This window comes from Shewanella sp. 8A (assembly GCF_023475945.1).
GTDB lineage: Bacteria > Pseudomonadota > Gammaproteobacteria > Enterobacterales > Shewanellaceae > Shewanella > Shewanella xiamenensis.
This window is the reverse complement of the sequence record NZ_JAMDJP010000010.1, coordinates 25,899-49,825: the sequence shown is the minus strand read 5'-3', so window position 1 is coordinate 49,825 and position 23,927 is coordinate 25,899. Positions and strand designations below refer to the sequence as shown.

At 44.7% G+C, this 23,927-nt stretch carries 13 protein-coding genes; 2 read left to right on the top strand and 11 right to left on the bottom strand.

The genetic code is table 11. The features are described 5' to 3' along the window. Positions 1–10: 10 nt before the first annotated feature. Together M0413_RS09675 and M0413_RS09670 are read left to right on the top strand one after the other, a co-directional pair. On the top strand, positions 11–1,801 hold the full coding sequence (locus M0413_RS09675) for a DUF3413 domain-containing protein (RefSeq protein ID WP_249553963.1): 1,791 nt from the start codon (positions 11–13) through the stop codon (positions 1,799–1,801). Positions 1,802–2,000: 199 nt separating this feature from the next. Continuing rightward, on the top strand, positions 2,001–2,933 hold the full coding sequence (locus tag M0413_RS09670; RefSeq protein ID WP_218738717.1) for a GGDEF domain-containing protein: 933 nt from the start codon (positions 2,001–2,003) through the stop codon (positions 2,931–2,933). 639 nt (positions 2,934–3,572) lie between these two features. Here M0413_RS09670 and rhlP read toward each other — a convergent pair. The 11 genes from rhlP to prc form a co-directional block, all read right to left on the bottom strand. Next, positions 3,573–4,421 (bottom strand): rhombotarget lipoprotein, encoded by an 849-nt coding sequence (rhlP, locus tag M0413_RS09665; RefSeq protein ID WP_249553961.1) that lies wholly within the window; start codon positions 4,419–4,421, stop codon positions 3,573–3,575. A gap of 214 nt (positions 4,422–4,635) precedes the next feature. Beyond that, positions 4,636–5,169 carry a cell division protein ZapC gene (locus M0413_RS09660; protein WP_037419319.1) on the bottom strand — a complete coding sequence of 178 codons (534 nt, stop codon included), beginning with the start codon at positions 5,167–5,169 and terminating at the stop codon, positions 4,636–4,638. Between the two features lie 200 nt (positions 5,170–5,369). Beyond that, positions 5,370–6,389, bottom strand: coding sequence for a quinone-dependent dihydroorotate dehydrogenase (gene pyrD / locus M0413_RS09655; RefSeq protein ID WP_047533991.1), 1,020 nt, complete (start codon positions 6,387–6,389; stop codon positions 5,370–5,372). 62 nt (positions 6,390–6,451) lie between these two features. Beyond that, positions 6,452–11,296 carry an NAD-glutamate dehydrogenase gene (locus M0413_RS09650; RefSeq protein ID WP_037419313.1) on the bottom strand — a complete coding sequence of 1,615 codons (4,845 nt, stop codon included), beginning with the start codon at positions 11,294–11,296 and terminating at the stop codon, positions 6,452–6,454. 265 nt (positions 11,297–11,561) lie between these two features. Continuing rightward, positions 11,562–13,880 carry an efflux RND transporter permease subunit gene (locus M0413_RS09645; protein WP_249553959.1) on the bottom strand — a complete coding sequence of 773 codons (2,319 nt, stop codon included), beginning with the start codon at positions 13,878–13,880 and terminating at the stop codon, positions 11,562–11,564. Between the two features lie 31 nt (positions 13,881–13,911). After that, the gene (locus M0413_RS09640) at positions 13,912–14,922 is read right to left on the bottom strand and encodes a WD40/YVTN/BNR-like repeat-containing protein (RefSeq protein ID WP_249553957.1); all 1,011 of its coding nucleotides are present in this window, start codon (positions 14,920–14,922) and stop codon (positions 13,912–13,914) included. A 54-nt stretch (positions 14,923–14,976) separates the two neighbouring features. Further along, positions 14,977–16,341: a DUF1329 domain-containing protein gene (locus M0413_RS09635; protein WP_037419306.1), complete on the bottom strand. Its 1,365-nt coding sequence runs from the start codon at positions 16,339–16,341 to the stop codon at positions 14,977–14,979. A 12-nt stretch (positions 16,342–16,353) separates the two neighbouring features. Further along, positions 16,354–18,396, bottom strand: coding sequence for a DUF1302 domain-containing protein (locus tag M0413_RS09630; RefSeq protein WP_037426466.1), 2,043 nt, complete (start codon positions 18,394–18,396; stop codon positions 16,354–16,356). A 338-nt stretch (positions 18,397–18,734) separates the two neighbouring features. After that, complete coding sequence (locus M0413_RS09625) at positions 18,735–18,950, bottom strand: DUF2835 domain-containing protein (RefSeq protein WP_037419300.1); 216 nt, start codon at positions 18,948–18,950, stop codon at positions 18,735–18,737. A 262-nt stretch (positions 18,951–19,212) separates the two neighbouring features. Beyond that, entirely contained in the window at positions 19,213–21,774 is a 2,562-nt protein-coding gene (pepN, locus tag M0413_RS09620; protein ID WP_249553955.1) for an aminopeptidase N, read from the bottom strand. 83 nt (positions 21,775–21,857) lie between these two features. After that, complete coding sequence (gene prc / locus M0413_RS09615; RefSeq protein WP_249553953.1) at positions 21,858–23,903, bottom strand: carboxy terminal-processing peptidase; 2,046 nt, start codon at positions 23,901–23,903, stop codon at positions 21,858–21,860. Between the last annotated feature and the right edge of the window lie 24 nt (positions 23,904–23,927).

The window sequence follows — 23,927 nt, the reverse complement described above, 5'->3', positions numbered from 1 at the left end:
GCGGATCACTATGGTCGAGCGAAAAAAACAAATGAGCCGCGATCGCGTATCGCGACTTATCAACTGGGGACATTGGTTCGCCTTCTTTAATGGCCTATTGGCGATGATCGTCGGCACACGCTATTTAAGTAGTGTGGGTTATCCCGAAACCTGGTTTGGCTGGGGCTATCTCGCCGTCAGTACCATTGGCCAGTTCAGTTTTCTTGCTTTTATCGCCTACTTGATCTGCCTATTCCCACTGACGTTAATCTTACCTTACTCCAAGATACTCAGAGGCTTAGCGGCCGTTATTGCGACCTTAAGCCTGTGTATTTTATTGTATGACACGATTGTTTATGCCGATTACGGCATGCACTTAAGTCCCTTCGCCTTTGATTTAGCCTGGGCCGATTTGAGCGCCCTACTCCACGGTACGTCCTATATCGTCACGCCCATCGCCATTTTGGTGATTGAGCTAACGGCGGCGAACTTCCTGTGGAAGCGGATTGAAAAAATCCAAAAACTCAATCTTGGCAATAAAGTCATAGCCTTTGTTGGAGTATGCTTTGTTAGCAGCCATTTGATCCATATTTGGGCCGATGCCGCTGATATCACCGAAATCACCCGTTTCGATGACACGTATCCGCTGTCGTACCCCGCAACGGCTCGTAGTTTTATGGAAAGCCATGGCATTGACGGTTCATCCCAAATCGATGATGACGCGAATCATGCCACTAATGTGCTCAGCTATCCTATCCAACCACTGCAATGCCAAGCGGATAATAAACCAAACGTATTAATGCTAACCATCGACAGCTTACGTGCCGATATGGTGGACGCCAAGACCATGCCGTTTTTGCATCAATACACCGAGCAGAATCAGCATTTTACTCACCACTACAGTGGCGGCAATCAATTTAAGACGGGCATGTTCTCCCTACTTTATGGTTTACAAGGCAGCTATGGCGATGCACGCATCTTCAATACTACAAGTCCAATCATCACCCGCAGCTTTAAGCAAGCAGGTTATGAACTAGGCTTGTTTATCCCAGAAACCAATCTGAATTTGCGTGCAGCCCAGGCCATGTTTAATGACTTTACCCCCGTCATTACCAAAGAAACCAATGGCAGTGCCGAGGCGGATATTCTTAGTGTTGGCCACTTTACACAGTGGCAAAGCGTGCAACAACGTCCTTGGTTTGCTCTAGTAAACCTCAAAGCACCCGAGAATTTTGATACACCGGTAGGCTTCCTCGGTATCGAAACTGTCAAAGCCGATGCGAATTTACAACCCGCGCAAAAGGTATTATTTAACCAATATCGCCAATCATTGAATTTTATTGATAAGCAAATTCAATCGATTGTAAGTCAATTACCTAGCGATACCTTAGTGGTGATCGCCGGCGTCAACGGCAAAATGTTTACCAGCAATAGTGACGAAGCGCTGCGTAATTTGTCACCAGATAGCGTTAGAGTCCCACTGGTTATCCACTGGCCAAATGTAGGAGCTAGCACGGTTAACTATCGCACTAGCCACTATGGTATCGTTCCCACTTTAATGACCCATGTCTTAGGCTGTACCAATAACCCCACAGACTACAGTGCGGGCCGTAGCCTGTTGCAACCAAGCCAAGAAACCTGGATTTACATCGGTGACAGTCGCATTTTTGCCATTTACCAACAGTCGGAAATCACCGTCATCGACCGCCATGGCAAATACCGCATTTACGATGAAAACTTTGAGCACAGACTGCACAAAAAGATGAGCGCACCTGAGCTTATTCAAGTGATGCGCGAAGGCAGGCGCCTTTACAATCACTAAAAAGTATTTTACCTCAAAGCCCTAAATCACTTAGGGCTTTTTGTTTTAACAATTTCATTGCGAGTAGCGTGTTGCAAAGCCAACAACTTGATCACATTAATCACACCATTACTAAACTAATATCAGACAGTTAGTCCATTAAATGCTAAAATAACTATATGACTCATAAATGATATTTTTATTTGGCTGATTTCATTCCATGACTCTTATTAAAAACGATCAGAATCAAGCCTTTGACGCCATTCATACCATCCTTAACAGCCTAGATGCGCTGGTCTACGTTTCTGATTTACACAACTATGAGCTACTGTATTTAAACGATTATGGAACGGCCATTTGGGGCAAACCCGCGGGTAAAAAGTGCTATCAACTCCTCCAAGCAGGCCAAAATAGTCCCTGTGCTTTTTGCACCAACCACAAACTAATTGGTCCCGAGGGCGACGCCACTGGTGTACATGTATGGGAGTTTCAAAATACACAAAATAAGCGTTGGTACCAGTGTCGAGATCAAGCGATTCGTTGGACCGATGGCCGCCTAGTTCGGATAGAAATCGCCACTGATATCACTGAACGTAAACACATGGAACAGGCATTAATCGAAGCTAAGTTCAGCGCAGAACGCCTTGCCAATACCGACGAACTCACAAAACTCTACAATCGCCGCGCCTTTTTCCATTTTGGGCACCCTACAGCACATCAGTCAGGCCAAGCGCTAGCGTTTATTATGTTTGATATTGACCATTTTAAGCGCGTCAATGATCAATGGGGACATGCTACAGGCGATGCAGCCCTTATCCATATCGCACAGCTGACGCAAACTAAACTGAGAACAAATGATATTCTTGCTCGTTTAGGTGGCGAAGAATTTGGGCTGATTTTACCCAACACCCAACATGAACAAGCATGGCAAATTGCAGAGTCGATTCGCCATGGATTTGATACACAGCCACTTTACCTTGATGGACACACCATTCATTGCACCGCAAGCTTCGGCATATCATCCTTGATCTTGCCTCAAATCAATCATCCCGATGAAGCACAAGCACTCTTGGAGACTCTATTTAATAATGCTGATCAGGCCATGATGCGAGCGAAACGCACAGGCAGAAATCGAGTCTGTGATGCGGAATAAACCAGCTCAAAGAAAGTTTAGCCATTTAAATTCAGCTTAAGACTCAAGATCGGATAAGCATTTTTATTTTTATCGCCATTGAGCCTGCTTTATAGTCCAATAGAATGGTTTCGCGGCTTAACAGTTTATTCCTCAATTCAAGACAAATTTGTCGTCAGGTGTACTGGATAGCCCATATACCCATACATTGTTAGTCGATTTCTGGTAAGGCCAAACATAGGCAAATAGATAAGAATATGTATGGTAGCAGGTGTGGGAATTTTCGGTTGAGCTAACGACCCGAAACACATAATGGGTCAAAAGCTTTTAGCCAGATGAACAGTTCAATGGTCGTTAAGATTGGCATTGTTGCAACTGTGACCGTTGGCGGCATGGATGCCGCCGTCGAGCCCTCAGGGATGCTTCTTGTGAAATAAAATGGCGGCCTGTCACAGGGGAAACAATGACAATTCATCCTACACACCTGACGACAAACTTATCTTACTTGGGGCAAAAGCCTTTAACCGGATTAACCGTGTAATGGTTAGTTAAGATTGCCATCAATAACGCATTGTTCTTAAAGGCATAAATATCATCCTAACTAACCTTCACTATCCCACCTTCCCTATCGACTAAATAGGCTCAAACCAATCAACTCAACTATTCTCGGCAGATAGTTAAACGACGAATCGCAAATATACTCAGTAGCGAGAGGATTAATAGGGATAAACTGCCACCGCCGCTATAACCTTGTTTATGTTCAATGGTTGCAATATGTTCTTCTTTCACGCGGGTTTTAAAGCGGGCTAATTCAGCGTCTAAGTTAGTGATCATATCGTTTACCGCTAGTTCAAAGCCTTCGGTGGATTTTTCACGTAGCACGTTGATGACGCTCACCGCGGTTGACGTGTCGGTCAGTTGGTTGATGCCGGGCGCCCTAAACAACATTTTTTGGCTGCGCATATCAAATACTGCGGTATCGACAAAGGTTTGGATCGCGTTTTCATTGCCGGGCACCATATACATGCCGACTATAGTCCAATACAGCAGTGAAGCCTTATTCTCGCTGCTTTGTAACAGTTGATCGTAAGACACCAGTGCCATCACATCGACATCGTGTAAGCGGGCAACCTGCTGCAAGGTGCTAAAACCTTTGCCATTTTTAAGGTAAGTACTGGGGATTAATTCGATACGGTCAATAAAGTCGTATTTCACAAAAGACTGTTTTACTTTATCCAGCAAGGCGATTTGCGAGCTGCTATCGAGGGCTTCGGATTGCCAATGGGTGGAAGGTAAAAAGGCGATGCCGACCGTGATGGGAAGACGTAACACGGGAATACTGGGCTGCTGCGCCTCACGCTGTTTATCGTCGGGATAGAGATATTCAACCAGACTGCTGGAAACCACGTTTTTTTCGGTGGTGTTACCGTTAAAAAAAGCACTGCAACCACTAAGCAAAATGCTAATCGATGCCAGCGCGCCGACAAGCGCTATGAATTTTGTTTTCATTTGTTTCCCTACCGTATCCTTACTGCACACAGGCCCATGCAACCCGTGCATATTGCCGCTACCTTAGCGAGTCACTGCTGTAAAAACAAGCCGTTAACTTCACATATCGCGCTTTTGTTTGGCTTTTTAGAGGCTTAAAAACAACCAAGCCGCATCGAAATGCGGCTTTGGCTTTGATAACGACATAAATAACATCACAAACTAATCATAATGATTATGCTGCAACCACATGCCGCTGTGCGCGAAGTGGGTGTAAACGATTATGCATTACTTTAATAGTTTCGAACTGCACCATAGTTTTAGCACCGGATAACACACATTCAGGCGATAGCAACATCACTAACGCCGATTGTAAGGTGTTTTCGACGACTAACACTAATGCACGTTGTTTTTGGCATTTAAGCTCAAAGACTTTACCTACATCACTGTAAACGCATACATCGCTGGTATCAAAAAACCAAGATTTAGGCATTTGGGGAGTCAGCATAAAATGGGCCGCTGTCGCATTAAGGGCAATTTGCACTATTGCGGCATCGGTTAGGGATAAGTTTTTTGGCAACTTGTCGAGTAAGCTCATATAGAATTTGGCGTGCGCGATATTAAATTCCATGCTTGATAAGGCATCAGGAATTAATGATTTCGCTTTATAAGCCGTCAGAAATTCTATCTCGGAACCTAACGAAACGCCTAATACACCATACGAATCGTTATATTTCCAGTGCCAATCCTTTTGTGGCAATAATAACATAACGTTTACCTACTATTTGAACACTGCCACATCATAGTAGATATTTTATGCAATATCAAAATAAAAATAATAAAATACAAATTAATTAACAATTACTTAGAAGATCTATTTAGAGATCATAACCGCGATCTGATGATCGTTTTAGATCGCGGTTATGATAAAAGATCTTGTTTTAGATCCTTAGTGAGATTTAAAGATCATTATTTTAAGCGATAAGCTTCAACTATCTCTTTAATTAACTTTGGACCTTGATAAATAAAACCAGAGTAAATCTGAACCATTGTCGCACCGGCATCAAATTTTGCTAAGGCATCTTCAGCACTATTAATCCCGCCCACACCAATAATTGGGAGTTTTCCCTGTAAAGAAGTCGCCAATTGTTTAATCACTTTTGTTGACAGTTCTGTTAAAGGTTTACCGCTTAAACCACCGCTTTCATTAGCATTGGTAAGCCCGCTAACACCGTCACGAGTTAAGGTTGTATTGGTCGCAATTGCACCATCAAACTGATTTTTAATTAATGCTTGAGCAATATTTTCAATTTCTTCTGTGGTTAAATCGGGAGCAATTTTAAGGGCTATTGGTACATATTTTTTATGTTTCTCAGCTAGCTCAAGTTGCTTGGTTTTTAATGCGCTTAATAATTCATCTAATAGATCGCCATATTGCAACGATCGTAATCCCGGCGTATTGGGTGATGAAATATTCACCGCAATATAGGCGGCATAAGGATAAACTTTATCCATGCAGATCAAATAATCGTCTTTCCCCTGCTCTACTGGCGTGTCTTTATTTTTACCTATATTGACCCCAACCATGATATCGGTTTTCTTTGCGATCAAATTTTTGACCAGATTATCGACACCTTTGTTATTAAAGCCCATGCGATTGATAATCGCCTTGGCGGGTTTTAATCTAAATAAACGGGGTAGATCATTACCGGGCTGTGGTCTTGGAGTAACAGTTCCCACTTCCACATGACCAAATCCCATCGCATGAAAAGCATCGATCGACTCACCATCTTTATCCATACCTGCGGCTAAACCCACAGGATTTGGAAACGTCAGCCCCATAAAACTCACTGGCGCAGGAGCAATATGCTGAGCATAAAAAGCATTCAGAGGGCTATTACCTGTCATTCTCAGGCTACCAATGGCTAAATTATGCGCTCGCTCAGGATCCATCTGAAACATGACTTTCTGTGCGATTTTATAAAACATGTACTTTCCTCGACCTAAAAAAAGCCCCGGCGATCGCCAGGGCTTCTGATTGTTATAAAAGTTTACTTTTGCCCTTCGCAGTGAAGGATCAGAAGGTTAAGTTCACGTAGGGCGACAGAGAACTTAGCAAACTCATGGCTTTGCGACGTTTTAAAGTCAGCTAGCATATGGAACCATCTTTCCAGTAAGGCTTGATTAGTATCAATCCACTGGGAAATCACGCTCTGTGCGTTACAGGTTGCACTGCACGTTCTTAAAACCACTGACGTTAACGCACGTTGCTGCCAATCCAGCTCTTCCCTAAAGGCTGCACGGGCCAGTGCTTGCCAATGGTTAGTAACTGGTTGCGCACTGATCTGTTCTAGGAACCAGTGCAGCTCAACACGGGCACCGAGTTTGAAATAAGTCTCGGCAACAAGCGCAACTGTCTTCTCTTCTGTCTGCGCAATTTGCGCAATATCAAGTGTAGAGAACAGTGTGCTCATATTAGCAACGGTAGAGGCAACATCCTGAGGCACATTCTCTTTAATCAGAGCATTGATCTCAGCTTGGATACCTGCCGCTTCTTCTTCGACTAAGTATGAATGAACATTCGCTTTGAGTTGTTCAAATACCGGTTTGAAGAAGGCAACAGTTTGCTCAATGCTCCAACTACGGTTACGGTGACGCAGGAACCAGCGGCATGCACGACGCATATTACGACGTAACTGGTGCAACATTTCACCTTGAACCACAGCAGGTACAATACCGTTTAAGTCAGTGATTGATTTAGTTAGTTCAGCTAAACCAAAGACTTCGCGAGCCATAGTGTAACAAATCGCCGCATCGGCAACTGAGGCACCTGTCTCATCTTGCATACGTTGAACAAAGTTCAGCCCCATGTCGTTGACCAACTCGTTGGCCAGCGATGTAGCAATGATTTCACCGCGCAATGGGTGCGTAACCATTTTATGACTGTACAGTTCCTGAAGTTTTTTCGGGAAGTATGCAATCAACAATTGGCTCAACAATGTATCTTCAGTGATTTCAGGGGTGAGTAACTGCTCTTTCAGCACCATCTTAGCGTAAGCCACCAGCACTGATAGCTCTGGACGCGTTAATGCACGGCCATTAGCTAGACGTTCTGCGAGTTCTTCTTCCGAAGGTAAGAATTCTAACGCACGGTCTAACTTGCCTTCTTTCTCCAGATACTGGATAAAGCGAATTTGCTCTTTTAGTTGTTCTGCACCACGGACTTGAGTCACCGAAATCGTGCGAGTTTGGTCTTTACAGTCTTGTAGAACAATTTGACCCACTTCTTCGGTCATCTCTTCCAGTAAACGGTTACGTTGCTTGAGTGTCAATTCACCCTCAGCCACTAACGCGTTTAACAGAATCTTGATGTTTACTTCATTGTCAGAACAGTCTACACCACCTACGTTATCCACGAAGTCAGTGTTGATACGACCACCGTTGGCCGCGTACTCAATACGACCTAATTGGGTACAACCTAAGTTACCACCCTCGCCCACGATCTTGGCGCGCAGTTCACGACCATTGACACGCAGTGCATCGTTAGCGCGGTCGCCGACTTCGGCATTAGTTTCGCGGGAAGACTTAACGTAAGTACCGATACCACCGTTCCAAATCAGATCGACTGGCATTTTCAGCAGCTCTTTCATCAACTCGGTTGGTGTCATCGACGCCTTTTCAGTTTCCAGCATTTGCTTCATTTCAGCAGATAATGGAATCGACTTAGATGAACGCAGGAAGATGCCGCCACCTTTAGAGATCAGTTTGCTGTTGTAGTCTTCCCAGCTTGAACGTGGCAGTGCGAACAAACGGGCACGCTCTTCATAACTGGCGGCAGCATCTGGATTTGGATCGATAAAGATATGCATATGGTTGAATGCAGCCACAAGTTTTGTGTGCTTAGACAACAACATACCGTTACCAAATACGTCACCCGCCATATCGCCGATACCTAAACAGGTAAAGTCGGTAGTTTGGCAATCGATACCCACTTCGCGGAAATGGCGCTTAACAGATTCCCAGCCACCTTTAGCCGTGATACCCATTTTCTTATGGTCGTAACCGTTACTACCACCCGATGCGAACGCATCACCTAACCAGAAATTGTATTCTTGGGAAATGGCGTTAGCGATATCAGAGAAGGTCGCAGTGCCTTTATCCGCAGCCACAACGAGGTATGGATCATCCTCATCATGACGCACCACATCTACTGGATGTACGATTTCACCGTTAACGATGTTGTCAGTAATATCGAGCAGTGCACGAATAAAGATGCGGTAGCACTCTTGGCCTTCAGTGAAGAACGCCTCACGGCCCCCTTCAGTTGGCAGCTGCTTACAAACGAAACCACCTTTTGCCCCAACAGGGACAATAACGGTGTTTTTCACTTGCTGTGCTTTCACTAAGCCAAGCACTTCGGTACGGAAGTCTTCACGACGGTCAGACCAACGCAAACCACCACGAGCCACTTTACCACCACGTAAATGCACACCTTCAACCCGTGGCGAATAAACGAAAATTTCGAATTTCGGTAGCGGGCGTGGCATTTCAGGGATCATCGAAGGCATAAACTTGAAGGAGATATAGCTCTTCGGTTCACCCTTAGCATCTAATTGATAGAAGTTTGTCCGCAGCGTAGCGTTAATCAGATCGAGGTAACGACGGATAATACGGTCATCATCTAAGCTCGATACTTCGTCTAAACGTAGGTTGATCTGCTCCATAAACTTACCCAATGTACGGGTCTTCAGTTTTGGATTGAACTTACGGATAAACATTTTTACCAACAAATCAGCGATTTGTGGATAACGGCCGAAGGTTTCTTCAATATAGGCTTGGCTGAATGTCGCATCGATTTGACGCATGTATTTAGCGTAAGCACGCAGTACGGATACTTCACGGCCCGTTAAACCTGACGCCAGAATGATACGGTTAAAACCGTCATCTTCTAATTTCTTTTGCCACACTTGAGACAGTGCCGTTTGGAATCTGTCTTGGCTATCGGCGATGTTGTCAGTATTGGCGACTTTGACCGTCATTAAGAAGTCTAAGATCCAGAAGGTTGAACCGTCTGAGGTCGTCACTTCATAAGGGCGCTCGTTGATCACGCGCAGACCAAAGTTTTCCAGCATTGGCAGTACGTCAGAAAGATGGATTGGTTCATCTTTATGGAACAGTTTTAAACGCACTTTGTTGTCGTTCAGCGCAGCTTCCTGCGGTTGATAGAACAACATGCCTAACTTATGTTCGTCATCTAGCGCTTCAAGCTGTTGCATATCCACAACGGCCGAGCTTGGCAATACATCTTCTTTATAGCTTTGTTCGAAGGCGTTAGCGTAACGCTTCATCAGATGAGTACCGGCTTCTTCACCTAAGGCGTTATTTAGCGCAGTATTTAACTTATCTTCCCAAGAACGTGCCGCTTCAATTAAATTGTTCTCTATGGCAGCCACATCTACATCCATATTATTGTTATCAACTTTGACAATGTAGTGAGTACGGGCCAGGGTCGACTCGGAGAAATACGTCGTAAACTCTACATCTTCTTTGCTGTTGAAATGCTGGGCCAGAATACGCTGGGTATCTTGGCGAAGTTTAGTGTTGTAACGATCTTTAGAAACATACACTAAACAGGATAAGAAACGCCCGAAACCATCTTTACGAACAAAGAGTTTCAGTTTATCCCTGTCTTGCATCTCGAGCACACCGTGCGCTGTGTGTGCTAAATCTTCCACATTGGCTTGAATTAGCTCATCGCGCGGTAAGTTTTCGAGAATGTTCAGTAGGGCTTTATAATCGTGAGAACGTGGCGTTAAACCTGAGCGATCTAATACACGCTGAACTTTTTCGTTCAGCAGCGGGATCTCACGTGGGCTGCGGTTATACACGTTTGAAGCGTATAAACCGATGAATCTGTCTTCACCAACCACATTGCCTTTTTTGTCGAAGCGTTTGATACCGATATAGTCAACATAGGCTGGACGGTGCACACGGCTCTTGGCGCTGCTCTTAGTCAGGATCAACAAACTGTGATCTAAGGCTTCTTTACGCGCACTATCAGAGAAGCTTGATAGTAACAAACCTTGCTCTGGTTGAGCCTTATGGTGCTTGTTCATTAAGCCTAAACTCGAGGCCATATTCGGCACCAACTCAACATCCCCTTCAACACGTTTTAAATCGTATTGACGGTAGCCCAGTAAGGTAAAATGATGATTATTAAGATAAGTTAGGAAGTTAATCGCTTCTTCTAACTCTTGCTTCTCACCGGGGAATGGACGCTTAGGCAGGTCTTTAATAGTCTCACTCAGCTTAGCTGACATGGCTTCCCAGTCATTAACTGATGCGGCGACATCGCCAAGCACTGATTGGATTTCACGCTCAAGGGCTTTGATATCCGCGCTACTGTTTTGACGATCGATTTCAATCAGGAAAACCGCCACCTGCTCAGTGCTGTCAGGGCTTTGCTTCAAGTAGGTTACTTTAGTTACTTCTTGCGCTGAACGCTCAATCGCCAGCGGAGTGTGTAACATCATATGGGCCGTAATACCCATGCGATTCAATGCCATACCAACAGAATCAACCAAGAATGGCATATCAGGTTGGATGACTTCAATGATCGAATGGGTCGATTGCCAGCCGTGTTTAGACTGACTTGGGTTGAATACTCTGAGGTGAGTTTCCCCTTTCGGGGTTTTATTCAGTGCATTCCATAAACTGAGAACGGCACCGTACAGATCGCTGTCATTACGCGCATTGAGGTCGTCTTTCGACATGTGGGCATAAAGGCAGGTCGCGAACTGTTCAACTTGCTTGGCTTGTGAATTAGGGACTTTAGCGTGAATTAAACTGACTACATTTTCAAGTAGTACTGAAGGCATTGCATCTTTCAAGGCCATGTTGCTGTTTCCTTAAGCGTCTATGGCAGCGCTTTTTTTCATTATTTGGATGCTTCGGCTTAACAATCTGAGAAAAGCGAGTGTGATCTAGATCGTCGCGCGAAGTTTATTACTAAATCCTCTGTATTTCGAGGAAAATTTTAGTGGTACATCCTCTTGAAATCCAGTCGCCACGCGATTAAAGCACACAAAATGACCAAACAATCGTAAAAACAGACTATCTATGCAAAAGAAAATGGGGAGTTAAACTCCCCATTCATTGATACTACTTAGCTTGTCGCCAAAACACTGCCGACAACGCTGGCAAGATAATTATTGCCCCCAACATATTTACCACAAACATGAAAGTAAGCAGGATCCCCATATCCATTTGGAACTTTAGCGCCGAGAAAAACCAAGTGCTTACCCCAATCGCCAAGGTTAAGCCGGTGAATATCACTGCACTGCCCCGCTCAACTAAGGCTTCATAGTAGGCTTGTTGAACTGGCATCCCATTCGACAACTTGGACGACATGGTCGACAGGATATAGATACCATAGTCGACCCCGATGCCTACACCAAGGGCGATAACGGGTAAGGTACTAACAGCTAAGCCAATATTGAGCTGAGTCATCAACGCTTGCGCCAGTGTTGAGACCACATAAAGTGGAATAATCACCGCTACCGTTGCCTTAAATGACTTAAAGCTGATAAGGCAAAGTACAAATACTGCGCCATACACATAGATCATCATCGGTAATTGCGCTTCAGCAACGGCTTCATTGGTTGCAGCCATCACACCAACAGGACCCGATGCCAGCTTAAATTGCAGCTTATTGTTGTCCATTTTGGCAGCAACGGCTTTCACCTTGGCAACCACAGTCTCAATGGTTTCTGCTTTATGATCCTGCATAAATAAATACACTGGCATCACCGAGCAATCACCATTTAACAACCCTGACGTCGTAGGAATTTGACCAATCGCCTGCACTAAACTCGCCGTTGTACGCGGCAACACTTCCCATCTTGGATTGCCTTCGTTAAAACCTGCGTTTACCTTTTTCGCCACGGATGCCAAGCTAACGGTTGACTCAACGCCAGGAGTATTACGTATCAACCACTCAAACTCATCAATCTGGGTCAATACATCGTGATAGGTACAGGCTTCTGGAGTAGCTTCAACTATCACAGTCATTACATCCGTGGTGATAGAGAAGTGGTCGGTAATAAAGAAAGTATCCAGGTTATAACGTGAATCTTGGTGCAGAGCAGGCGCGCCGCCTTGTAGATCACCAATTTTCATCTGGTTTGCCTGTTGCAGCCCCAAAAAATACAAGGCAATCGTCGCCACTATCACTACCATCGCATATTTAGGCGTAGCAAATTTTGCTAGGTAGCGCCAAATCGCCTCGGCACGCACTTCATCCGATGACGGCGCAGCACCTTGTGGCGCAACTTTGAGCTCAGTAAAGGAAATCACCAGCGGTAACAGGATAAGGTTAGTGAAAATAATCACACCGACACCTAAGGATGCCGAAATCGCTAGCTCTCTAATAATACCAATATCAATAGAGAGTAACGTAATAAAACCCACTGTATCAGACAGTAATGCTACGCCACCGGGGACGAGTAAGCTACGAAACGCCGAAGCCGAGGCCGCCTTGGTCGTTTGTCCATCCATTACCCGACGTCTTACCGCGTTAATAATCTGCACACCGTGACTAACACCAATCGCAAACACCAGAAATGGCACCAGAATCGACATCGGATCGAGACCGAAACCAATTACCGTTAATAAACCGAGCTGCCAGATCACCGCAGTTAAGCTACAGACGAGAGGGAATATTGTCAGAATAATCGATTTAGAAAACAGATAAACCATTACAGCCGTAACTAAAATGGCTATCACAAAAAACAGCAATACGCCTTTAGCGCCATCGGCCACGTCACCCGCCATCTTGGCAAAACCAATGATATGGATTTTCACCTTGTCGGTTTCATACTTACCGCGAAGCTCCTTCTCCAGCTGAGCGGCAAAGGCGATGGTATCTAAGGGTTTACCCGTTTGTGGATCAAAGTCCATCAACTGGGCCGACACCATAGCCGCACTGTAATCATTGGCAATCAAACGTCCTACAATGCCTGCTTTTTCGATGTTATCGCGCACCGTATTCAAACCCGCTTCAGTGGTCGTAAAATCGGCGGGGATCACAGGGCCGCCAGCAAAACCATCTTCGACAACCTCAGTAAAACGAGTCGAAGGTGAAAACAAGGACTTCACCTGCGATCGGTCAACACCGGGAATAAAAAATAGCTGATCATGGACATTTTTAAGGGTATCAAAAAAGTTAGGGTTAAAAATATTGCCGCTGGTGTCTTCCACCGCCACCATAATACTATTGGCGCCACCAAAATCTTTTTGGTGTTTGAGGTAGGTTTGCATATAGCTATGATTGAGCGGAATATTTTTAATGAATGCCGCATCCATTTTTAATTGGCTTGCCTGGTAGCCCAAAAAAAACGTCAGCAAAATAAAAATGCTCACCACCCAAGCACGGTTGCGGAATAAAAATGACTCAAATCCGTTGACCAGTTTTTCTAACATCTTATCGGCCCTGTTATTGTTGTTTTATCATTTATGGCTTCAGAGTGAGTAGCCCTTGGCTACCCGATAACCACACATTCCCTTGGTTATCTTTGGCAATTGAAACTAAGTTTTCCCCTTGGCGACGAGTGACAATACTCGAACTATCATCCTTATTTAACTGGATAACCACGCCAGCATTTCCCACTAGATAAAGGCTAGTGTCCGAGCTAACCATGGCGCCGTTGATGGATGATTTAACTGGCATCTCAATCTCATCCCATTGGCCAAGACTCAAATCCGCCTTAAAAACATGCCCCCTAAGCCCCATTACGTAGACTGAATCCTGCAATTGGATAGCATTAAACATAGAGCCATCGTAATCAAACCCTGTGCGGGTAAAGGTTTGGCCTTTATCAGCCGACACCGCCACTAAACCAAGCTCTCCGACTAATAATAAGCGGCCATCATTAAGCGCAATCATCCGATTAAAATGTGGCAATAATGAGGCGCGCTCGGTCAGATAAGCGTCTTGGTCGCTATTTTTTAACTCAGCTAAATAGGACACATCTTCTTCGGCCAGTAACTCTTCATGGAATTCCTCAGCCCAATTTGCGCCACCATCACGGGTGCGATAGAAAAGCCCGTAGGCACCAATCGCTATGCCCTCTTGTTCATTTAAAAACAACACATCAAGGAAAGGCTTTTCAATTTCAGTCGACTGCATTTGTAACGACCAAGTTTGGCCGCCATCTTGAGTGTGCAAAATGGTGGCATCGTGACCGACAGCCCAACCGAGTTTTTCAGTTAAAAAGAAAACCTTTGTTAACTGAACCGAAGTTGGCGTCGGAACTTGTTGCCATTTGTCATTTAACACTAACACATGACCACGCTCACCCACGGCAACCAAATGCTGTCCAGCGTGTGCAATATCGAGCACTAAAGAAGATGCGGCCAACGGCTGGATTTGTGGAAAACGCTCTGGCACAGCAGAAAACAACGGGGAAGAAAATAAACAACCAACACTTATCGCAGCGACACATTGAAGGATGCGAAACGACATACAAACTTCCTTAAACTAATGAGGGGCGCTTAGCGCCCCTTTTACCGTGGCTGATTAACGAATACCTTCACGACGCAGCGCATCTGGGGTGAAGTTCGCTTCACTCAGTTTGGCATCGAAATTATACATACCGCTCTGGTTGTCTAAGCCCATAGCTAAGTAACGACGGGACTGCAAATCATGGAACACTTCTAAGGTATCCCACTGGGTAGGCACTTCGTAATAGTTCAAACCATGGGCAACCGCCACACGATAAAGTTCATTACGGTTGTCATACAGATCGGCAATCGATACCTGCCAAGAGTCTTCATCAAGATACATCACGCGGGTTTTATAGATATGGCGCATACCGTCTTTCAGTGTCGCCTTAACTTCCCACACGCGGTGTTTTTCCCAACGGACGAACTCAGGATTGATATGACCGGGTTTCAAAATCTGATCATATTTCAGCTTATCTGAATGCAATTTGTAGTCGTTGTAAGGAATATAGATTTCTTTCTTGCCCACAAGCTCCCAGTTGTAGCGCACGGGTGAGCCGTTAAACATGTCGAAATCGTCAGTGGTGCGCAGACCATCGGATACGGTACCCGGAGTATCAAACGCAACGTTGGGTGCCTTACGCACGCGGCGCTGACCTGTGTTATAGGTCCATGCCTGGCGCGGTAAAGCTTCTTGATCCATGGTTTCTTTAACTAGCAGCGCAGTACCCGCTAAACGTGCAGGTTGAGTCACTACTTGTTTAAAATAAAACAAGGTGTTGCTCGCTTTTAACTGATCTAAAGTAATCTCAGGACGAGAATATTCGAAACGGATTTCCTCGGCAGTTTCCACTAAGGTGAAACTACCATCAGCTGTCGGTGCCGCTTGGCTACGTGAGGTTTCAACATCCACACCACGGAAGCGTAGAATATGGTTCCAAATCGCTTCTAAACCGTTAGCCGGAATAGGGAATGGAATACCAATCGATGCACCCGAAATACCATTACCTTGCGCCACCAATTCGGCACGGGTCGCATTGGCTTTGGTCGCATCGTAGACAAATTGCGGTACGGAAGCACTACGACGAGTCTTGTACACATTCATCTTGTAAGTATCAGGATAAAGCTCAAATAATTTCATCTGACCTGGAGTCAAAAAATCTTTATATTGCGCTTTGTTTGCATTGGTAATGGTAAATTCAATCTTATCTTCAGGGAAAGGATCAGGATGATGCATCCCCTTAGTGTAACCCGCTACAGGCTTAGTAATACCACCATCCCATGCGGGGATAGAACCATCAGCATTTCCAGCCTTTTCAGCACCTAATGGGGTTAATTCGTTACCCAGTTTTGCGGCCTCGACTTCGGATACTTTAGCCATCGCTGCTGGTGCTACAAGTGCCATAATGACCGCACTTGCCAATATCGACAGTTTCTTCATTGTTATAGTCCTTTAGATCGAATACTTGATATTGAATGAAATATAATCACGATCTGCCATCGCGTTGGTTGTACCTACACCACCAAAGAAGTTGTTGTAGGACAGATCGGCCCCCCAACGGTTTTGGTATTCAAAGTTCAGACCCAAAGCGACTGACTTGCGTCCCTCTGTGAAGAGGAACATAGGATCTGGTGTAATACCATCAACATCGTGCGAGAAAATCATCCGTGGAGACATGTTCACACCCGCAAACAAGTTGTTGAACTCAGCTTTAGCTACAAGGCGATATCCCCATGCGAAATCGGTTGGGAATGGGTTAGTTTCAGGGCCGTTATGCAACGCTTGAATAATGCCTGGCATATCAGGATTACCGCCAGAACGCGCCGTTCCCGGACCATTTAAGCGCAATTCATCAAACCCTGGCATATCATGGATCCACACCCCGCCAACTTCAGCTAACATCGTCAGGTTATCTAGGCCCAATGTAGGACCAAATAGGTGAGTGAAAGTGACTTGCGCCTGAGTCGTATCTAAGCGGATAAAGCCGTCAACGGTATCACCAGGCTTTACTCCATCAATTTGTGAAATACCGTCGAAATCAGGGCGAATACCGGCATTAGCTAACTGTTGAGGCATGCCTGCAAACAGCAATTCTACGTCATCAATTTGCAGCGGTTCATCTTGACGGTGGGCAATTTCAGCACCAACTGAAGTATCGCCTAGTGAAGTGTTAAAACTGAAGCCATAAAGCTTGATGTCTTCAGGGTACACAATTTGCGCTTTAGAGAAACTCTTTAAGCTGAGCAGTAATTCGCGGTTGATATCACCCGCATTTTGCCCCAGAACCGCTAAGTCAGATAGCAGTGCACCGGTGCTAAAATCGGCGGCTGTACCGCTGATCAGCGGACGGCGGCTATGGTAGTTCATAAAATAGAAACCAAACTCGGTATCGCCCAATTCAGGCGCATAATACCCCAATTTGACACCATATTGGCCATCATTACTTGGCTCTTGTTCATCTTGCACTAAAGTGACTTTAGTTGGATAAGCTAATGCCATCGCGACGAGCTGTTGCGTTGGAATTGTCTGACCACTGGCAATCATCCCTGCTAGACGTTGATATTCCTGCATCACAAAGTCTAAGTTGATATCAGGGTTGGCGTTAAAACCTAACTGTGCGTTTTGATTGTAGCCACCAAAGCCAGCAAAATCGTTAGTAGCAAAAATTGAACCGGGTGTTGGCACCCAAATAGGTTCCCAATCATATTGATAGAAAGCTTCTACCGATAAGTTTTCTGTGATCCCAAGAGAAGCCCACACCATGCCCTGAGGTCTAAAGGCTTCTTTCAGTTCTGCACCGGGAGCATTAAGGATGTTCAAATCAACAGGGTTAATCTCACCAATACCATGGGCGATAAGAGTACTTTCCCCCCAAGAAACCACTTGGTTACCTAAACGAATAGAGAGTGGGTTTGCACCGTCATTTAAATCAAAATTCGCATAAACAAAGGCATCTAACAGACGGATGTCCTTACATTGCACTTCTGAAGCACGATTATCCTCACAAGGATCGAATTCTTTGCCTGTTATCGGATCATTGAAGTCATAGTTACCATCGTTTAATTTACGATCGTAAAAATACATGCCACGAGCAAACAGACCATAGTTCTCATACTTCAGGGACAGCTCATGTAATCCTTTAACGATCTCAGAAGTAGTATCACCCTGAGAATAAAGCAAATTACTTAAATCGTTATTGCTTGAATAGGAACCTGGCTGTGCCCAAATCTCAGCAGATGTGTATTTAGTATTGCCAAACGCAGTATAATTCGACCAATCAAATTGTGGCTGGTTAACTTTACCAATTTGTCCATCCCAATCGCGCTCACCGACACGCCAACTGGCACCCGCAGTCCACGTTGAGTCAAACGTGCCTTGTACCTCCCCCCAATCGAACGCAACCGCATTAACATTCGATATCATCAACAAACTCAATGCCGACGCCACCCCCAAAGCAAGCGCCGACTTGTTAAAACTTTTTTTAACAATTTTCATTTTAGCTCTCCGTACCCTGCTGGATTCTTTGTTTTAGGAATTACAACCAACATCTTGTTAGCTCACAGGTAACATCATTGTTACAGCAATTAATCCCTATGAGCAAGGCACAGTTAGAGAAAATTTTCTAAAGAATTAAGCACGTAGACACATTTATGTCATCGAGTACAAAGATGGGATTTAAATTAGTAAAGCAGAAGATTGGAATACTGAGGCAAAACAAGATAAAAAATCATAAATTTCATTAACATAATCACAAAGAAATTATCATGTTTTATTAATTGTAATTAGTCGACCGTTTAAAGTAATTACTCTAAGATAAAATCAACAATTTGTTTCTACAACCGCTCCAATGACACAAATTGACCTTTATCGTCGAGCACGAGTTTAAACTGCCCATGAATACCATTTTCAGTTAAAAAACGCCTAAAATGTCGCCCGCTAATCCAAAGGATCCGCCCTTGACGTTCACGCACTTCAACTTTATCGGCCAGCCCTTGATAGTAAGGTAAAAAATCTTGATAGCTAAGGGTTAACTTAAAATACAATTCCATATTGATCAGGGCAGCAAAATGCTACCCTCCTCCTCTAATTAACCTGAACTCGGGGTAACGAGTGTCGAAAAACCTAAATTTAATAAACTAAATCAATGCTATAAATGATTATTTTGAAACGAAAAATCTATTATCTAGCTGAATGCGCAGATTTGTGCGCATATCAAGGCGCTCTGTCGTATGCCATAGCGAGCGATGGTTAGACAGAGCAACGCAGAGAGGCTCGAAAAGAGCCTATTCAGCGGCTCTGCTTATCTCGAGCTCAGGTTAATGACGACTTCGCTAACGCTTTGGACACTTTTTCGAATAAATCCTTAGAGAGTCCAGGTAAGTCTAATAAACGCGTTAAACAGGCCTTAATCTTATGCTGACGTGTTTCATCGAATTTACTGAATTGGATCAGCGGTGTCACCATTCTGGCGGCAACTTGTGGGTTAAGCTGATTTAAGTTAATAAGGCACTCAGTTAAAAACTCATAACCTCTGCCATCGGCGCGGTGGAATTGATAAATATTCCCAGCGGCAAAACTACCAATAAGCGAACGTACCCGATTGGGATTACTCATGCTAAAACTCGCGTGTTGTTGTAATTGACGTAATGTATCAATCACATCATCGCTATCATGAGTCGCCTGTAACATAAACCATTTATCCATCACTAGCGGCGTATCACGCCAGCGCGTCTCAAACTGAGCCATTAACTGGTCACGGCAAGTTAAAGAGCCAACATTGGCTGCCGTTAATGCGCCGAGCGAATCCGTCATATTACAAGCCTTAGCAAACTGCTCTACCACAAAGGTTTCGGCATCATTGCTAACTCGGCTAAGCCAATTTAGACATTGGTTTTTAAGGGCGCGGGCTTTAGTGCAATCCAAATTAACTAATGAGCGATAAAGTGCCGTTAATTCATCTTCGCAGTAAGCAGCAAGCTCGGTGAGCACAAATTCACGCGCGAGCACTAACGCATCAAGGTCAACAGTATCAGTTTGCTCAATCAAAGCGGAAGCCGATGGAATCGCTAAAATCTCAGCCATTAATGCCTGATCGAGTTTCTCATCGAGTAAAGCCCCTTTAAAACTATCCTTCACTCTTTCATCTAAGGTCATCGTCTGATGTTGCTGTAAATGATCAACATTTTGCCAAATTGCTTGGCTAACGAGAGTAACAGATGCCTCCCAACGCGCCACTTCACTCGAAGCAAAACGCATCAAATGAACAAGTTGGTCAACTTCGAAGGGATAGTGCAATTTAACTGGCGCAGAGAAATCTTGCAGCAATGACGCCACAGGTTTATGGCGGAGTCCTTCAAAAGTAAATACTTGTTCGGCTTCAGTAAAACTGAGCACTTGGTTGACCAGTGATAGTCCCTTATCGTCCAACAGCTCCAGACTAAAAGGAATATGCAGCGGCGAGGTGCAGCCTGAAAGAGTCTGTTTAAGTGTTAACTGATAACGCCCTGATGCAGCATCGAAACTGTCGCTTGCGGTTACTACCGGCGTACCTGCTTGGCTATACCAGAGGCGGAATTGGGTTAAATCGATACCACTGGCATCTTCCATCGCCGCAACAAAATCATCGCAGGTCACAGCTTGGCCATCGTGGCGTTTAAAGTATAACTTCATCCCCGCTTGGAAACGGGCTTCACCAAGCAAAGTGTGCATCATGCGGATCACCTCCGCGCCCTTGTTATACACTGTCACCGTATAAAAGTTATTCATCTCAATCACGGACTCTGGACGAATTGGGTGTGCCATTGGCCCAGAATCTTCAGCAAATTGCTGGTTTTTGATGACTTTAATGGCGTGAATTCGATTTACCGCGCGCGAACCTAAATCCGAACTAAACTCTTGGTCGCGAAAAACCGTTAAGCCTTCTTTGAGACTTAATTGGAACCAATCACGGCAAGTGACACGGTTGCCCGTCCAGTTATGGAAATATTCATGGCCGACTACGGATTCAATACCATGGTAATCCTCATCAGTCGCAGTCAAAGTATCGGCGAGGACATATTTGGTATTAAAGATGTTCAATCCTTTATTTTCCATCGCCCCCATATTGAAAAAGTCGACAGCAACGATCATGTAGATATCTAAATCATATTCAAGGTCAAAACGGGACTCATCCCAAGCCATAGACTTTTTAAGGGATGCCATCGCATGGTGCGCCTTATGTAAATTCCCTTTATCAACAAAAACCTGTAGCACCACTTTGCGCTGACTGCGGGTAATAAACTCATCCTGTAACAGATCAAAATCACCTGCCACGAGGGCAAAAAGATAGGCCGGCTTGGGGAAAGGGTCCTGCCAACGTACATAATGGCGTCCGCCATCGAGATCACCTTTGTCAATCAAGTTGCCGTTACTGAGCAGGAACGGGAACGCCAGCTTGTCGGCTTCAATACGCACAGTATATTTAGCCAATACGTCAGGACGGTCGAGGAAGTAAGTGATACGTCTAAAGCCTTCAGCTTCACACTGGGTGCAATAGGCACCGTCAGACATATAAAGCCCTTCGAGGCTTGAGTTGGCTTCAGGATCCAGTTGGGTGATGATGGTCAGCTCAAACTCATTTAGGGTCGTTTCGATTGTCAACTGCCCTTCACCAACTTGATACGCTACCTGTTGACCATCAATCGCCACGCTGACTAAGGTTAATCCTTCACCATCAAGCACTAAAGGATTAGCGTGGGAAGAGCTACGTTTAACCTTGCTAATAGCCTTAACAACGGTATTTTTACCGTTAAGATTAACATCTAAGTCGATGGATTCAATCGTGAACTGGGGAGCTTGGTAGTCTTTAAGGTATTTTGCTTGAACTTGTGTCATTTCGTTCCCTTTAACACTGATTTAAATAAGAAAAACGCGCCATAAGCGCGTTTTAAGGTAAGGTAAACAGACGTAACTTCCGCCTATTTAGTGCCAGCGTTAGCTAGCTTTTTCGCATCCACCATATCTAGAGTGATATAAGCCGTTTCATCTAAAAATGCATCTGGCGCAGCAACATCATCTTTAATATCTTCCATAGATTTAACTGGCGCTAAACCATTGGCTACGCGACGCTCATTGGTTCTATCGAGCACTTTCTTCTCATCAGCTTCACGTGATGCAATACGCTCACTTTCCACTAAGGAGACCGTTTTCTCTTTGTGATGCTTTTTAAAGTCAGCAATATCTTGATTGATATAGTTAAACTCAACACTGTTTTGAATACGGGCAAGGTGCTTTTTCTCTAAACTCGCCACCAGTTCAGGGGTGATATCATTTAGCGTACCGTATTGCGCCATTGGTACTTTGTCCCAAGGCAAAGCATTCTTCTCTTCAGCTTCACCATACTCACCAGGCTCTAACGCACTTGGATACGCAATATTCGGTGTCACACCTTTGAGTTGTGTACTACCACCGTTAATGCGATAAAACTTCTGAATGGTGTATTGCACATGCCCAATAGGTTTCTCGTACATATCGTAGATGCGACCTAGGCTCTTATGCTGTTGCACTGTGCCTTTACCGAAACTGGATTCACCAACAATCAGTGCACGATCATAGTCCTGTAATGCTGCTGCAAAAATCTCAGAAGCTGATGCGCTGTAACGGTCAACCATCACGGTCAACGGACCTGCGTAGGCAGTCTTGCCATCGTTATCGCGGTGAGCTGACACACGGCCATCGGCGTCACGGATTTGCACCACAGGGCCCATATCAATAAAGAGTCCGGTCAGTAACACGGCTTCGGTTAATGCACCGCCGCCATTACCACGTAAATCGATAACGACACCTTCGACTTTTGCTTCGTTGAGTTTAACGAGTTCCTTTTCCACATCCTGGGATAAATTCATATAGAATCCAGGAATTTGGATAACTCCGACTTTACGATTGGCGTATTCACCGTCTTTAGGTTCGATGATTTTAGAAGTCGCAGCACGGTCTTCTAAGCGAATCTTGTCACGTACTAAAGTGACGTTAAACGGCTTAGCATTTGAGCCACCTTTCTTCGGTAAAATCTGCAAAACGACTTTACTGCCCTTAGGACCTTTGATGAGCTCAACGACATCGTCTAAACGCCAGCCGATAACATCAACGATCTCGCCGCCCTCTTGGCCAACACCAACAATCTTATCTTCTGGTGACAGTTTTTCACTGCCAGCGGCAGGACCACCTGCGATTAAACTCTTAATCACAGTGTAATCATCTTCGAGCTGTAACTGCGCGCCAATCCCCTCTAGGCTCAAGTTCATTTCCATTTGGAAACGCTCAGCATTACGGGGGGATAAATAGCTAGTGTGCGGCTCAATGCTGCGAGAAAATGCATTCATCACCGCTTGGAACACATCTTCACTATTGGTCTGAGTCAGACGTTTGATGGCGTTGTTATAACGTTTTTGCAGAATCTCAACAATTTCAGGCCATTTTTTGCCAGTAAGCTTGAGATTCAACGCATCGTATTTCACTCGCTGACGCCAAAGCTCATTGATTTCAGCTTGATCTTTTGGCCAAGCGACATCTTCCCTATCGTACTCGTAGGCATCACCAGGAAAGGTAAAATCCATTTCTTTATCGAGCAGAGAAAGCGCGTACACAAAGCCTTCGTAGCGACGTTTTTGAACCAAATCAAACATTTTGTAGGCGGGGTCGAGTTCACCTGAACTCAGCATATCGTCAAACTGATTGATATAAGGCTTAAAACTGTCGACATCGGCTTGGGTCAGCACATTGCGACGGTAATCAAGTTGCTGTAAATAGCGGTCAAAAATCTGCGCAGAAAACGCGTCATCGAGCGCAAATCGATGGTAATGCGAACGAGTGTATAAATCTGTCACTCGTTTACTGGCCACTTTATGCTGCGCTTCCTGCTTGAGAGTGGGTAACTCGCTGATTTGAATCGTAGGAGGCACAGCCCAAGCCGAGAATCCGACAAAAACAGTGGCGATGGATGTAGCCAAAATGAGTTTTCGCATCAACAAGTTACTCCGTTAGATTAA